The sequence below is a fragment of the Bythopirellula superficialaquae genome (genome assembly GCF_059632245.1).
Window position 1 is genome coordinate 1079132 of the sequence record NZ_CP197426.1, and the last position, 15161, is coordinate 1094292.

General features: G+C 54.4%; 14 protein-coding genes and 1 pseudogene. All 15 read right to left on the bottom strand.

The window, feature by feature from the left end:
• Nucleotides 1–944: 944 nt before the first annotated feature.
• Nucleotides 945–1583: pseudogene (locus tag SH678x_RS04460) on the bottom strand (IS607 family transposase); the annotation flags it as partial.
• 640 nt (nucleotides 1584–2223) lie between these two features.
• Nucleotides 2224–3309 carry an EscU/YscU/HrcU family type III secretion system export apparatus switch protein gene (locus SH678x_RS04465; RefSeq protein ID WP_496921685.1) on the bottom strand — a complete coding sequence of 362 codons (1086 nt, stop codon included), beginning with the start codon at nucleotides 3307–3309 and terminating at the stop codon, nucleotides 2224–2226.
• A 17-nt stretch (nucleotides 3310–3326) separates the two neighbouring features.
• Nucleotides 3327–4118, bottom strand: a complete 792-nt coding sequence (fliR, locus tag SH678x_RS04470; protein ID WP_496921686.1) for a flagellar biosynthetic protein FliR — start codon at nucleotides 4116–4118, stop codon at nucleotides 3327–3329.
• Nucleotides 4119–4141: 23 nt separating this feature from the next.
• Nucleotides 4142–4408, bottom strand: a complete 267-nt coding sequence (gene fliQ / locus SH678x_RS04475; protein ID WP_496921687.1) for a flagellar biosynthesis protein FliQ — start codon at nucleotides 4406–4408, stop codon at nucleotides 4142–4144.
• Nucleotides 4409–4414: 6 nt separating this feature from the next.
• Entirely contained in the window at nucleotides 4415–5269 is an 855-nt protein-coding gene (gene fliP / locus SH678x_RS04480) for a flagellar type III secretion system pore protein FliP (RefSeq protein WP_496921688.1), read from the bottom strand.
• Between the two features lie 10 nt (nucleotides 5270–5279).
• Entirely contained in the window at nucleotides 5280–6077 is a 798-nt protein-coding gene (locus tag SH678x_RS04485; RefSeq protein ID WP_496921689.1) for a flagellar biosynthetic protein FliO, read from the bottom strand.
• A 197-nt stretch (nucleotides 6078–6274) separates the two neighbouring features.
• Nucleotides 6275–6856, bottom strand: coding sequence for a flagellar motor switch protein FliN (fliN, locus tag SH678x_RS04490; RefSeq protein WP_496921690.1), 582 nt, complete (start codon nucleotides 6854–6856; stop codon nucleotides 6275–6277).
• A 97-nt stretch (nucleotides 6857–6953) separates the two neighbouring features.
• On the bottom strand, nucleotides 6954–7565 hold the full coding sequence (locus tag SH678x_RS04495; RefSeq protein WP_496921691.1) for a hypothetical protein: 612 nt from the start codon (nucleotides 7563–7565) through the stop codon (nucleotides 6954–6956).
• Nucleotides 7566–7652: 87 nt separating this feature from the next.
• Nucleotides 7653–8282 carry an OmpA/MotB family protein gene (locus SH678x_RS04500; RefSeq protein WP_496921692.1) on the bottom strand — a complete coding sequence of 210 codons (630 nt, stop codon included), beginning with the start codon at nucleotides 8280–8282 and terminating at the stop codon, nucleotides 7653–7655.
• Between the two features lie 16 nt (nucleotides 8283–8298).
• Complete coding sequence (locus tag SH678x_RS04505) at nucleotides 8299–9108, bottom strand: motility protein A (RefSeq protein ID WP_496921693.1); 810 nt, start codon at nucleotides 9106–9108, stop codon at nucleotides 8299–8301.
• 42 nt (nucleotides 9109–9150) lie between these two features.
• Nucleotides 9151–11544 (bottom strand): flagellar hook-basal body complex protein, encoded by a 2394-nt coding sequence (locus SH678x_RS04510; RefSeq protein WP_496921694.1) that lies wholly within the window; start codon nucleotides 11542–11544, stop codon nucleotides 9151–9153.
• A gap of 106 nt (nucleotides 11545–11650) precedes the next feature.
• Nucleotides 11651–12493, bottom strand: a complete 843-nt coding sequence (locus SH678x_RS04515; RefSeq protein ID WP_496921695.1) for a flagellar hook assembly protein FlgD — start codon at nucleotides 12491–12493, stop codon at nucleotides 11651–11653.
• 39 nt (nucleotides 12494–12532) lie between these two features.
• Nucleotides 12533–13987, bottom strand: coding sequence for a flagellar hook-length control protein FliK (locus SH678x_RS04520; protein ID WP_496921696.1), 1455 nt, complete (start codon nucleotides 13985–13987; stop codon nucleotides 12533–12535).
• Between the two features lie 19 nt (nucleotides 13988–14006).
• The gene (locus SH678x_RS04525) at nucleotides 14007–14708 is read right to left on the bottom strand and encodes a hypothetical protein (protein ID WP_496921697.1); all 702 of its coding nucleotides are present in this window, start codon (nucleotides 14706–14708) and stop codon (nucleotides 14007–14009) included.
• Nucleotides 14696–15154, bottom strand: a complete 459-nt coding sequence (fliJ, locus tag SH678x_RS04530) for a flagellar export protein FliJ (protein WP_496921698.1) — start codon at nucleotides 15152–15154, stop codon at nucleotides 14696–14698. Before fliJ ends, SH678x_RS04525 begins: the two co-directional genes overlap by 13 nt.
• Between the last annotated feature and the right edge of the window lie 7 nt (nucleotides 15155–15161).

Here is a 15161-nt window from a genome sequence, read left to right on the forward strand (position 1 = left end):
GCCATTTTCTTACAATCGCTGCCAAGAGAAGATTTAGCCGCATTCGCGGCATTAACCACAGGAAGAAGAGAAGTCTTAGGGGCAATTTCAGAAGAATCTCGACCAGAATCAATCGCTACCGAATCAAGTGATAATTGGGCAGTATTTGAATCAGAATTGGGAGGTAATTGGGGTCGATTTGTGATTGAATCAGCCCCATCATTTTCCTTTGTTTGTTCAGAAGTTGATAACTTGTCAATTTGGGAACCGAAGCAATAACGATGGGATTTTCCAGTGAGTTGGGCCACGATCTGGAATTCGTTGGCGAGAATATCTGGAATTAGTCTTAGCTTGATCGGTTTAATGTTGTTTTGCTCACAGTGAGCCAAGTATCTGGCGTTAAGTTGCCCCCTTGTGAGTTCCGCCCCATCATTAATCAAGAGTTGGGCGAATTCAATGAAGTGATTTTGCTTCTCGATTGATCGCTTCTGTGGCTTGTAGTTGCCCCTAGAACTTACGATAACGTGCAAGTTGTTGTTTTTTATTTTGATCCCTGCCCAAGCTAGAGCTACGTTGGCCCCAACATGAACATTTGATTCTTTCACTTGTAAATTTTTGAGAACCTTAGTCAGAATTGGCATGGATGTAGGCCGCGAGCCACGAGCTTTTGTCCAATCGCAGTAGTTCTCATACAACAGTTTTTTCTCAATTCGACAATCCTCATTGGCCACTTCAATACAATCGCGGTAATACCTCTCAACGGTGGTTTCGTTAGTCGCCAGTTGCAACTTCTCATTCAGGGTCTTTCTGATAACATCGGGGCCAATCACAGTCTCGCCCTTAGAATTGGTCGCCTTGTGACCTTCACTGAATATCACGCGAGAGACTTCTGCAATAGATAAGCCTTCATTCCTGAGTTCATGGATTCGGGCCTTAGTTTGATCGCTGATATGTTTCTTGAGAACTTTGGCCCCACGAGCGGCAATCATCCTATTGGCCATTAGCTGGATAAACATAGCTGTCTCTTCTACGAATTCTTGAACATTGGAGACAGCCTCAGTTTTGTTAATGATGACAATTCTTACATTGTTAACTTCACAGATTGTCTCCAAGAGATGGAATCCGAGTCTAAAAAGCCTATCGCGATAACTGGCCACGATCACATCTAATTTCCCTGCCAGTATATCTCTGATGAGTTTCGTTAGCTGCTTTCTCTTGAAGTTAAGGGCACTTGAAGTTTCTGAGTACAGAACGGGCTTAGTGCCATAATGCTCAAGACAATAATTTTCAATCTCTTGAATCTGTCTTGTGAGCGATGATTCCCCATCCTTTAAGGTCGCTTGTCCAGTGGAAGATACTCTCGCATAACCAGCTATCCTCCCCCCCTCACTACAATTTCCTTCTGTATTTTTAATCTTAAAGAATTCAATGAGGTCTTCTCGGCGGAAGCGACGTTGACCGCCTAATACCCTAAACGCTGGCAAGAATTTTTCATCGTCGACGGGCTTGTTCGCGTACTTTCGCAGTGTATTGGGATGGCATCCCGCGAACCTACAAGCCTCACTCATCGACATTAGCCCAGATACATACGTAGAATCAGCCATAGTCCCGCAACTCCTAAATAGTTGTTGGTGATTAGCGGCCTAGCTTTGTTGACGCATTGCTAGGTCGCGACTTTTTTAAGTTGAGCAATTGAGAATGAGCTAATTAAGAATCTCGAAGATTAATCATCGAGTCAGCCCACAGCTATTAAGATATGTGAAAAAACTGATTTCAAGACGTCCAACTTGTCCAACTCTTCCAACTTGTCCGGGTTTATTTCGATTTGTCATGAATCATTGTTTTTTAAATCCAGTGTGGTACGAGTCTCCGACTCGTAATCATTAATCTGGCTAACAGTATCTCTTCAGGTTTGCCAGCTTTGCGAGGTTTGCTTGGTTTGCGGCCTCTTAAATGTTGCAAAGCAAATTGGGAGGACTGTAGATGTAGGCCGTGAACAAGCTCCGCGCAGTTCCGGCACCTATTGCTCTGTGCCGCTTCGTACCGGAACTGCGCACAGCTTGTTTCGGCCTAAAAGGACCATCGTCCACAGTCCTACTGTCTACGGTCCTTCATACCACATCCGCGCGGCCAAATCGCCTGGCCAAATAAAAGTAGTTGCGAGTGGTGAGTCGTGAGTTGCGAGAAAAAGTCGTCAGGCGCGACTCGCAGAACTTCATGGCATCGGGACGATGCCGGCTAACCTTATGCGGCCTTGGGGAGCTTTGGCAGCTTGCGGCCTTGGAGTTGATAGACGTAGGCCAGCACTTCGGCGACGGCGGCGTAACTGGAATCGGGAATCGGGTGATTGACCTCGACCTCTTTATAAAGCAACTGCGCGAGCGGCTTGCGTTCGATCACTGGAATGTTGTTCTCGAGCGCTAAGCGGCGAATTCGCTGGGCGATCACTCCGGCCCCTTTGGCGACAACGACGGGGGCGCGCATCTCGTCGGGCTTGTACTGAATCGCCACGGCGAGCTCGGTCGGGTTTGTCACGATCACGTCGGCCTTGGGGACTTTGTCGCCGACGCGATTAAGGGCCATTTGCCGCTGCACGGCGCGACGACGGGCGATAATCTGCGGATCGCCTTGCATGTTTTTCATTTCATCAAGCACCTCGCGATGAGTCATTTTGAGGTCTTGCTCGTGTTTCCATTTCTGAAACGCGTAATCGAAGATCGCGAGCACGAACAAGGCAATGCCCACCCAATAGGCTGTCGACAGCAGAATATCAACCAGGAAGACGCCCAATTCGGCTGTATCGAAATCGTTGGAGTACAGCACTTGGGCGTAGCGTTGATAAACGACAACCGCCGCGACGACCGAAACGATGGTGATCTTGAACATGCCGAAGCCAAGTTTCACCGCGCCGGAGATTGAAAGGATCCGTTTGAGGCCGCTTAAAGGACTGAGGCGGCTGATGTCGGGCGACAGGCGATCGGGGACAAACATGAACCCAGTTTGGAAGATGCTTGACATAGCGCCAGCCAGCGCCAAGAGCCCGAGAATGGGAAGCAACACGGCCCCCCAAGTGCTCAATAAGAATTGTGACTCGCTAATCCAGTCGGTGCTATGAAGGGTGAGTTGATGCACGTCGCCGAGCTGATGGCGGAGGAAGCCACCAGCGAGGTCCACCGCGGCACCACCCCACGAGCGCAGCAACATCACCCCGATGATCAGCAGCGCCGCCGATCCGAGGTCCTGGCTGTGTACGACCTGGCCCTGCTTGCGCGCTTCGTCGCGGCGATGCTGGGTGGGGTCTTGTGTTTTTTCGCCCGACTCTTCGGCCATGTTCCGTTACTACCGAATTAAGGGGCGGGGGAAGCGGGTGTGAGCGCGGACTTCAAAACGTCGAGAGCTGTGCCCGTTTGTTGGGGGAAGGCCCAGGCGATCACACCGACGGACGTAAACAAACAGCCGAGAGATAGCAGCGAGTTGACGCCGAAGCCGACGGCGAGAATGTTGATCTGCGGGAGTGTGCGGCCAATGAGACCGAGCACCAGAGTGGCTAAGAGTAACGCGGTCATCGCGGGTGCCGCGGCGCGAAGGCCAAGCGCGAAGCTTTGTCCCATCAAGATGGTGAGGGCGTTCACATAGTCGGAACCAAGATTGGCTTCACCCGGCGGCAAGGTGTGAAAGGATTCGAGCAATGCATCCATCGTGAGGCGATGACCGTCGAGTAGCACAAACATGGTGAGCGTGAGAAAGAAAAAGAACTGCGAATAGACAGACACGCTTTCTTCGAGTTCCGGATCAAAGGCTTCGGCGATCGCCGTGCCCCCGAGTTGACTGATGATTTGGCCCGTGATTTGAATCCCGTTGAGAAGGATCGTGATTCCCACGCCGAAGAGCATGCCGATGAGAACTTCGCTCAGCAAATGCTTGGTAAAGACGGGCAGGTTGCCCATGTCGACCGTCGAATGCTTGGCCAGTAGCGGCGTGACTAACAGCGAAATCATCAGTGCAATCAATGCGCGGCCTTGGAGTGGCATCGAACGATTGCCGAAGATGGGGGCGGTCATGATGAGTGCCCCAACGCGGCCGAGCACCAGCGTGTAAGTGCCTAAGTGTACGAGCAGCAGCTTTTCGAGCAACGTCATGACAAATCAGGCGGGGGACGCCGCTACAGCGTGTTAGGGATGTTCGAAATCAGCCGTTCGGAATAACTCACAAGTTGCGACAGCACCCAGGGGAGCGAGAGTGCCAGCGCGACCGCCATGGCGATCAGTTTCGGCACGAACGCAACCGTTTGTTCTTGAATTTGCGTAAGCGCCTGCATCAAACCAATGATGAGGCCCACGACCATGCCCGCGACCAGGATCGGCGCGGCGATGAGCATGGCGATATAGAGCGCCTCGCGGCTGAGATCGATGGCTTGTTGTGGATCCATGATTGATTATCCCAGCACGAAAAAGCTATCGAGCAACATTTCCACGACCAACCGCCAGCCATCGACCAGCACGAACAACAGCAGCTTGAACGGCAACGAAATCAGCACGGGGGGCAACATCAGCATGCCCATGGAGATGGTCACGCAGGCCACCACGATGTCGAGAATCACAAACGGCAAATAAACTTGGAAGCCGATCAGAAACGCCGTTTTCAATTCACTGAGCATGTAAGCGGGCAGCAAGGCTTGCAGCGGGACGTTCTTTTCTTCGCCGGTGGCACCATAGTAAACGTAATCGGGATACTCGCCGGTCTCGGGATTGATTTCCTCGGGCATGTAGCGCAAGAACAAATAGACGTCGTCGTCGTTTTCGGTGCGAACAATCTGATCAGCCATGAACTTACGAATCGGCTCGGTGCCACGGTTCCAAGCTTCTTCCATGCCGATTTCTTTGTCAGTGTAAGGCTTGATCGCATCGTTGTAGACGGCCGTCCAAACGGGGCTCATCACCAGGAGCGTCATAAAGAGCGCAATGGATGTGATGACTTGGCTGGGAGGAAGCTGCTGCGTGCCGATAGCTTGCCGCATCAGGCCGAGGACGACCAAGATGCGGACAAAGCTGGTGGTCATCAGCAACAGGGCAGGGGCCAAACTCACCACGGTGAGCAGCAGCATAATCTGAATCGAAGAAGTCAGTCCTTCAGGACTGGTCCATTCTTGAGGACCTCCCAAATTGCCCGGCAGAAAATTAGGACCGGCCAGCGCCGAGGGACTCGCGGCTGTTTGCGCAAGCGCATGATCACTCACCGCCACAAAGGCAGTGATGAGTAGAAGCGAGCGAATTGCCGTGCGAAGATCCATGAATGTTAAACTATCCGCGTGCGGTCCGTGCGTAGGTTGCGGCTTCTTTGCCGAGGAAACCGCGCGTGGGTTCCTTGGCCATTTGTTGCAGCATGCGTTGGAATTCGACCGACGTACTTTGCTTGTTCCCCTTCATGCAGAGGGCGAGCAAGCGTTCGACTTCCGCCGGTTCGGTCACTTCGGTAATCGTGTCGGTCCGGTCGCCGGAAATGGAAATGAGGACGAGTTTGTTGCCGACTTGCAGCAGATGGGCGAATTGCTTGGGAGTGAGCGGAATGCGTCCCAGCATCGCCACGGCGTCACGTGGCAACGGAGACATGGGGTTCGGACCGCTGCGGCGCATCAGAGTCAAGCACAGCAGGAATAATCCTACGACAAGGACCAAGCCTGCTCCGGCGGTGCCAAGTGAACCAAACTGGGGAAGCTGAAAAGGGAGTTGGCTGGTGCGTGGCTTATCGCCAGGAACAGCGGGCAACAGATCGGCACGTGAAAGGGGCGCGAGACGGCGCACATCTTTGGGTGGTTCGGTTACCGTGGGTGTCGTCGTTGACGTTGGGATCACGGCTGGATCGTGGCGAATTATTGTTTCAGGCAGCGGGGCAGGGGGCGCTTGTTCAATACTGAGATTGGCTTCAGTCGCTGTAGGAATTGGTGTGGCCGTAGTTTGCGTTCCGGCCTCTTTGCGGTCGAAGGAAAACAGGATGTTGGGATCGGATTCTTGTTGCGCGCGGAGGGATGCTGTGCTCATCGTGAGCAACATCACAAGGACACAGAAAGCGATAAACATCCGCTGAAGGATCATGATCATTCGCAATTGACTGGAAGGCTGATGAAGCACTGCTGGGCAAGCCAGCAGTGGCACCCACAAGGTTAGCCGTAGTGCTTACCCACACAGCAAGGCAGCAATGCACCTATAAACGCAGTGGGGCTTATAGAAATCGCCGTAGAAATCGGCCAGATCAGTTGCGTGTTGCAGGCACTCGCTAGGCGGTGCTAGCAAGGCATTTAAGCGGCTTCGCCGACGATCAATTCGGCGACGCGAATGCAGAAGTTGTCGTTCAAGACCAAGACTTCGCCGCGGGCGATTAGCCGGCCGTTGACGAAAATATCAGCCGGATCACCGGCGAGCTTATCTAGAGGCACGACGGCCCCTTTGCGGAGTTGCAGCACGTCTTCCAAGTGCATGTGCGTACGCCCAAGCTCGACCGTCATATCGAGTTGCACGTCGCGCATAAGTTCGAGCGTGGCGGCATCAGAGTTGGCCGACGACCCGCGGAATTTCTCGAATTCAAAGGTTCGCATCCCGACTGGCAGAGGTTGCATCGCATCCTTGCCCGAATCAAGCGAAGCCAGTGCTTCCTCGGCTTTGTTGAGTAGCAACTCGATGTCGTCTTGGGAAACGCCTTCGTAGCCAGCAGCAGGCTTGGCGCTGACCGAGGGTTTCACAGGCGGAGCAGCGGCTGAAGCACCTGTTCCGAGCAGAGCTTCGATTTCCGACTGATCGACGGACTGGTTTGGCGCTGGATTCGCTTGGCGCAGCAGTTCTTCGATTTCGTTCTGATTGACTTTTTTTGAGTCGTCCGCCATGGGAATCCTTCCAAACGCGGTATGCTAGCACGCGTCCTGCGTGCATCATGCGAAATAAGCTTGGCGAACTGAGTCGCCTTTATCGGTATCGGCAGATTTACCGCTCGATAAACGAAAACTTGCTGAAGATTGCTTCGTTCAGCAGCGGCTTACCGAGAGTGCGATTGGTTTTCTCTAAAATTTGGCGTTTCAGCAAGCCCAAGTCCGGGTCGCTCAGATCGGCGACTTCGGCCGCTCGAACGGTCACGAGAATCTGTTCCCGCAGACGAACCTGGTTGGCTTCGTATAAGTGAGTGAATTCTGGCTCTTCTTTTGCTAGCACCGTGCCGTACAGTTCAAAGTCGATATTCAAACTTGTGCCGGTATCGGTATTGAACGTCACGACGTGATAGCTGCCGAGCTTAACTTCGCGCATATCGTGCGAGCCTGGAACGCCGTGGGCGTCGGCGTCGATTTCTGCATCCGCGGCCGCGACTGCGGCGTGTGCGTCCGCTTCTTCGGCTTCTTGGACGGCATCGGCAGCGACGAGCTTCTCGGCGATATCGGTGGTTTCCTTGGCCGAGGGCATGAGCATCGAAACGCCCACCAATTGCAGTAGCACCAACACCGAGACAACGGCCAAGGCCTTAATGAGGGTCATGAAGCCGGGCTTTTTGACGGCAGGTGCTTCCACTTCGGGCGCAGAATGGGCAGCAGTCGCAGCAGACATGTCTATTCCTTCGAGAAACCACGTTCACTGAATTACGCGCAATTGTAGGTCATGATTTTGCACGCTTTCTGACCGCCGGCAGAATCGTTACAACCGGTCCGAATCCTCCTCAAGCAAGCGAATTTCTACCCGGGAATTCTCGCGAAGTCGCAGCAGGTCTGCGCCGTTGTAGAGTGGTTCGCTCATCCCCGCATTGGCCAAGCGGATACGATTGGGATTGATGCCTTGCTCGATGAGGAACTTCATCGTGCTGTGACAGCGGCGGTCGGCAAGGTCCCAGACGTCGCGGATGCCGCTGTGGGGGTCAATAGGTATCTGAGTGGCATGACCACGGATTTCGATGCGAACTTCGGAAGCGTTGAGTTGCCGGGCGATTTGGTGCAGGGCTCGTTTGTTTGCTTCGGTGAGCTCGGTTGCTGATTGCTCAAACAAGATAATGCCACCGGGAAGCGTATCGTCTTGCTGAAGAGCGTCGGGGATGACGTCCCCTTGAGCCGGAACGACGAGATTTTTCTCCGCCTCGCCGTGAGCGGGGTTATGGCCGAACTGCTCTTGGAGCAAAGTGACAAGCGATTGAAACTGCTTGGGAGATTCAAAATTGCTCATCGACACAAGCATGATAAAGAACGCCAACAGCAACGACATCATGTCGGCGAACGTGACGAACCACTCGGGCACGGAGTGGGTTGGTTCTTCTTCAAATTGAAATGTGTGCATCAACTCACCCTCCGCATCAGGCGGCACGCCGCTTTTCGGTGGCGATTTCTTGCCGTATCGTGGGGCGGATTTCGCTCAGCGAACGATCAGGATCAAAAGACTTGAGCTTCTGCTCGATGACGCGGGGATGCTCGCCGGCTTGGATGTCCAGCACGCCGCGTACAATGAGCTCCATCGCCAAGAGTTCCTGACGGCTGGTGAATTTGAGTTTCTCGGCGATGGGCAGGAACACCACGTTGGCGGCGAGTGCGCCGTAGAGCGTGGTGAGCAAAGCTACAGCCATGCCCGAGCCGATTTTCGACGGATCGCGCATGTTGCCGAGCATCATCACGAGCCCCATCAATGTGCCGATCATGCCAAAGGCAGGCGAGAAACGGCCCATGCAATCGATCACACCCTTGCCGTCGCGATGGCGGTGCGCCACCGCGGAGAGTTCGGTTCGCAAAATATCTTCAGTCACTTCGGGCCGCGTGCCGTCGATAGCCAGTTGCACGCCTAACAGGAGGAAGGGGTGTCGAATCTTCGTAAGCTGCGTTTCCAACGAAAGCAAGCCTTGGCGTCGGGCCAACTCGGCTAGGCGAACAATTTCGTCTGACAACTGGGGCACGGATTCTAGTCGGTAGAACAGCGACTTGGCAGTGACTCGAAACACACTGGCGAAGTTTCGCAGGGGAAACGAAACCAGCGCTGCGGCCATCGCTCCCCCCAACACGATCAGAGCCGAGGGGAGATCGATGAACGCAGCGAACGAGCCGCCACCGAGCGCGATCGAGCTCACGATCAACGAAACGGCAACGGCGAGACCGAGCAACGTGGCGATATCCATAAAATTTTCAGCGATAAAGACTCTTAGCTAGCCCGATTCAAATTACCGCTGGAGCGCCATCAATTCGTCGAGCAATTCTTGCACGGCTGTGATGACTCGCGCGCCGCCGCGGTATTGCGTCGACGCTAGAATCAAATCGATCAAGTTCTGACCGATGTCGGTGTTGGACAACTCCACGGCACCAGCGGTGAGCGAACCGATACCGGCATCGCCGGGGATACCGTATTGGGGCTGCCCCGAGTTCACACCGATCGTATACATGTTGTTGCCAACTTGGAGCAAACCGGTGTTGTTGATGAACCGAGCCATCACGATCTGCCCCAATGTTTGGCCGATGCCGTTGCTGTAGACGCCACGGATTTCGCCCGTTTCGGTGATCGAGAAGTCGGTAAGCACACCGGGTGGGAAGCCGTCCTGTGTGGTGAAGTTGAGCCGACTTGTGCCCTGTTCCTTGCCGTTGGTTTGAGAGAAGTTGAGCTGGAAGTCGAGCGGCGATTCCGAGGCGGTGTCATTTCGTTCGATCACCACCGTAAGGTTACCGCTGTTGGCGAGATCAAACACGCCGTTGTCGTCATAGCTGATGAGACCCGTGCCGACAACCGTGCTGTCGCCTGTGAGGGGTTCGTTATCACCTGACGTGGCAAACCAGCGCCAGACGGTTGAGCTGTCGTTCTTTTGTTCGACGACCGTGGTGAGTTGCACGGTCAAAGGTACACCCAGACTGTCGTAGACCACGAATTCGGAAGTGCTACCTTCGCCAGCCGCTTGCTGGATTTGCTCGAAGCCCAAATTCTTGGTTTCGGGCCGACCCGTTGAGGTTGGCGTGAATTCCAGCGAGGCAGGCCCGATTTGAAGAGCGTTGGCGATACCCTTGTTGGCTTCGACGGTGATTTTACCATTGAGCACCACGACGGCAGGTGCGTCGGGTACGATCGTGTTAATACCGAGCGATTCTTGCAGGAATCGCATGTAGTCGAGAACGGTCGAGGTGGCGGTCACTTCGAAAGTTTTGGAAGGAATGGCTTTGCCACCTTTGGTGGCGTCAAACGATAACACGCCTGGGCCGGAGAAAACGTTCGTATAGTCCCCTCCGCTGCGTTGAACTACGTCGATCAGCAGCGTGTCGTTGGTGATCTTGGGGCCATCGAGATCAATGAGTTCTGCGGTTTCGATACTCGCGTCGGACGCAGAGTCCATATAGCTTAGTTGGCCTGCGGGAATCGTTGCAAGTCGACGGTATTCGCTGTTGTCGTCTGAAGTTGTGCGATACAGACGGATTTGAGTAAAGCCAGCGGTAATATCGTCGGCTGATGGTTGGGGGATATCGGTGATGCGAATTCTTTGGTTGGGTGAATTGATCGAGATGGGGCCTTGCAACGAATTTGGCCGAGTTTCGACACCATCGGACAAGCGATAGTATGTCACGTAATAGCTGTAGTCGCCAGGGTTTTCCAGTGACGAAGTGTCGAGGGCGTTGGCAGGGACTGTGAGCGCGCCGTCAAGCACGGTATCGGTATAAGTTGTATCCGTGGCGTTTAGCGGCGCGGCGTTGACGAGGTAGAAATCGGTGCCACCCGCTGTGGTGCGATAGATGTTGCGGCCAACATAGTCAACACCATCGGCAGTGGGGAGATTGCTGAGATCAATGTCGCCACCCGTCGAATTTACAGTAAACCCGGTTGAAGCCGCGGTTTCGTTTCCGAAGGAATCGATATAGGTAATGCGATAGGAATACGCGCCTGCGGGAATTGTTGCCGACCCGTCACCCGCACCCGCGGAAGTGGAGATATCGATGGGTGGCGTGGTTAAAAAGCTGCCCGTGGGGAAATTGGCCGGCTTTGGAAAGGCGTCGTTACTCAGCACGTCTGATTCGATGATGTTGGCAACACCGACCGCGGCACTCGGACTCAACGTTCCCGAAAAAGACGCCACGCTGGTGACCTTGTTGACCACGCTGCCGCCGATGGGAATCACGAGCGGTTCGAGATTCTCTGTAATGACGCCGTTGATGGCATTGTAGCCGAGCACGCGGTTGCCGTTGATGGTGATCACTTCATTGTCTTGGTTGGTCTTGAGCTGACCGTTGCGTGTATATAGGTCTTCGCCTTGCCCCCCCTCGACGATCAAGAAACCATCGCCTTGAATGGCCACGTCCAAAGGGTTCGAGCTGATCTCAATGGTTCCCTGGGTAAAGTCAGGAGTGATTTCAGACACCTTCACACCCAAGCCGATCTGGCGAGGATTGGTACCCCCGTTGCCCGCGCTGGGGGCAGCACCGATGCTGACCGTTTGCAAGAACTGGGTCGCGAAGTTGACGCCCGATTCCTTGAAGCCAACCGTTTGTGCGTTGGCAACGTTGTTGCCGGCGACGTCGATGATCGTTTCGGCGGCATTGAGGCCCGTCAAAGCCGTGCTTAGTGCGGATTGCAAACCCATGGTACAGTCCTCGCGTTCAAATTTGGGGTCGTTGGTTTATTGGTGATGTTGGGTCGATTGTTGGGAGCGCGCTCCGCGTTGCTTCGCGGCGCGTCGCGGTTAACGGTTAGGTTTCGGTGGTGTCGGGATCTGTGGTGGTGTCAGGGTTTATTGTGTCGGGGTCAGTTGTATCAGGATCGGTTGGTTCCGGTGCCGCGGCGGGGGGACGGATTTCGCCCACGTTGTTGAGGCTCACTTCGTAAGTGCGCCCCGCGTTGAGGACCATTCGCGGCGTGCGGTTGAGCACGGTTGCGGAAAGGTCCTCGTCGGAGGTGGTGTCGTGGAACGTGGCGGTTTTGCCACTGTTGATTGTGCCGACCAAGTGATACTGACCCTCGCCGCCGACCTTGGTGCGATAAATTTGCTTGGGCTTGGATGTTTCCGGCAGGTTGGCGAGCATGACGGACTTACCGTCAGCATCCACGGAAACGGGGGTCGTTGTTTCAATGCCCAAGAGCGTCCCATCGGAGGCTTCCCAGGTGATCATGTAGCGATAGTCGCCCTCAGCCAGCTCGCCTTCTTCGTCGGAGACACTCGCCCCTGCGTTTTCTTGGAGATGAAGCTTGGCGACGCCTTCTGAGATGCCAACTTTTCTAACCTTCCCGGTGACGCGTTGATTGTCGTCAGAAATGGCGTCGATCTCGGCACCGATCAAGTTGGTGGCACTCGCGATGTTCTGACCAAGCAGCACCGAGTCGAGCGTCTGCGTAAGGCTTTCGCTCGCGGCGATCTCGCGCATCTGGCCAATCTGAGCGAGCATCTGATCGTTTTCCATCGGATTGAGTGGATCTTGATTCTGGAGCTCAGTGATCATGAGCTTCAGGAAATCGTCGACGTTCATATCTCGGATCGCGCTACTGCCCGATTGGTTGCCGGTGAGCGAATTGGTGACGTTGTTGATTTGCGACATATTGGGAATCTCGGTTTGTGGTGAAACCTGTGTGTGTTGTCAAATTCTCACGTCGAGGCCGGCGTCGGTGGCATTACCCGAACTGCGTATCACACGAGCTGTGAGAATCTCGCTGTTGGTCGATTGTGTGCGAATGCGATTTTGCGCGACGCCACGCTGCGATTGTTGTTCTGTTTGTTGTTCGCGGGCATTCGCTTGGCCGTCGGGTTGCCCTCCTTCGCGGCGGATATCGACTTCGAACTTTTCGATGCGAATATCTTGCTCGGCGAGACGTTGACGCAGTGCTGGCAGATTGTCGAGCAGCACTCGGCGGGCGTCGGCCGTTTCGGCTTCAAGGTTGGCGGACAGCACGCCGTTGCGAACCGCGATCTCAATGCGGAGTGAACCCAACTCGGGGGGACTGAGCCGCAACTGCACGTGGCCCTCATTGTTTTGTGCCGAGCGAAACGCATTGGCGACACGCTGCACGAACCGCGCGCGATCGATTGTGGGGAGCGACGGATCGGAATCTTGCTTGGTGACCGGGGCGGAATTCGCTCCGTGCCAACTGGTTGTCGGTTGAGCCGTGATTTGGCCTGTGTTCGTTGGAGTGGTTGGAGTTGTCGCTTCGGGTGTTTTAGTGTTGCCTTCGGAGATCTTGCCATCGGACTGCGTGGCTGTTTCCGCGACATCTTCCGCAGGCAATTCTGGAAACTGCGTGTCGATTTCCAGAAACGAGGTCTCTTCGGAAGGTTCGTCTTCGGTCGCAGTCGCAGTAGCAGTTGCGGGCGGCAATTTCGAATTCGTGACTGCGACTTGTGCCGCTGCCGTTTGGGTTTCGTTGCCGGCTTGCGCAACGAACGGTTCAATAATTGGTGCAGCAGGTAATTCGGCCTGCGGTTCACCAGTCACTTGATCGGCAGTAGCCGTGGTTACTTCGGCCACGGCAACCATCGTTTCGGTGGTGAAAGTCGAGTTATTTGCGGCCGTGATGCCAGAGAAAATCGGTTCGGTGGTTGTCGCGGCAGATAATTCGTCAATCCACGGAGAAGCCGTCGTTGATTCGCCAGTCGGCAAGGGCTCGGTTTGTTCCGTTTGTGGCATCACCGTGATGGGCTCAGCTGTCAGTTCTTCCCCCGTGAATTCAATTGCGGTGATGATCTCCGTGGGAGGAGTAACAGTCACGCTTGCCACGGCGGACAGTAGCACTTCGTCGATGATGGTGGTATCGGTTTCTTCGTCGGTCGCAGTTTCAGATTCGATGAGCGTGGTATGAGCTTCTTCGTCGGGTGACGACGTGGTTCCTTGTTGGTCGCCGCTGGTGGTCGCTGTCTCCACGGGCTTAGGAGTCTGAGGGGTTGGGTCTTTGGCAAGTTTCTCAGGGGCTGTGTGGGACGAGGACGCTTGGCGAAGATAATTGTCAAACTCTTCGGCCGAATCGCGCGCAGCAGTCTGCGCGGCCGGCTTGGCAGGCGTAGTGCTTACTTTTAGCAAAGTGTCGATCGTGGAGCTCATGATAAACTTTCCGTATCGCTTACTGTGCATCGAGGGGCGTAGCGGCGGCCATCTTTTTCAATTGTTCTTCAACAAACGGTTTGATCGGATCGCCGTCGAGCATCTGTTCTTGAATCTCGTAAAGCATGTCGAGGTCTTCAGCCGAGTCGAACGTCTTGAGGATGTCGCTGCGTTTCTTGGCCGACATGCCGTTAAGCAGCAAAATCACTTGTTTGGTGCGGTTTTCCTTGATCATGGCGATCAACAAAGGCTTGGCTTGTTTCTTGGGCGTCAGGTTTTGCAACTGATTTCGCACAGCCAGCAGGCCATCGTTCTCAGCCTCTTTCTTGACTTTTTCCAGATAAACTTCGACCTCGCGGTGATAGCCTTGGTAGAGCTGATTCTGTGTATTGAGCTGTCGGAATTTGGCATCGAAGTTGGCCAACTGCTTGTCGAGGTCATCTCGCTTGGATTGCAAATGGAGGGTGGCCACTTGCAGGATTTCTTGGCTTTGCTCGTAGGAAGTTTCCTCGGGGGGAACTTCGGGCTCGGTGATCTCGTCGTTCTTCTGAGCAATCTTTTCGAGATCGACATCATGTAGCAGCGCGACCAAACGAAAAATCTTGTCGTCGTCGAGTTGCCCCGAGTGACGCAGATAACCGTAGCAGGAGAATGCTGTCACGACGGTTGCCGTGCAGAAGAATCCCACCAACGGAAACATGAGACGGATCAGGCCAGCCATAGTTCAGCCTCCTGCCCACGACGCGAGGCGACTTCATCGAGCACTTTGGTTTCGGCCCGCAATTGCTCGTGGCGATGTTCTTCGAGTTTGTGTTCGCGGAGTTTTTCCAAAACCTTCACTTGGCGATCGGCTTCGACCACGACCCCGCGGCGACGTTCGACTTCCGCGGCGAGCAAGCGGTTTTGTTCTTGCATCGTGGTATATTGGCCCGCCAACACCCCTTGATACCGCTGGGCTTCGAGCAACTGTTCGACGTTAAGTTGTTGTGAAGTCACACCCGCGCGGCGGAAGGCCTGAAGCTCTTGAATTTCGGCAGCCACCTGGGCCATCTGTTCTTCCAAGATTCGTTGAGCTTGCACCGCTTCGGCCAGCTTCGACCGCAACTCGTCGCGCTGGATTTCGCGGAGTTTCTGCAGGGTCGCTAGTCGGAAGTGGAATTTGGACATGATTTAT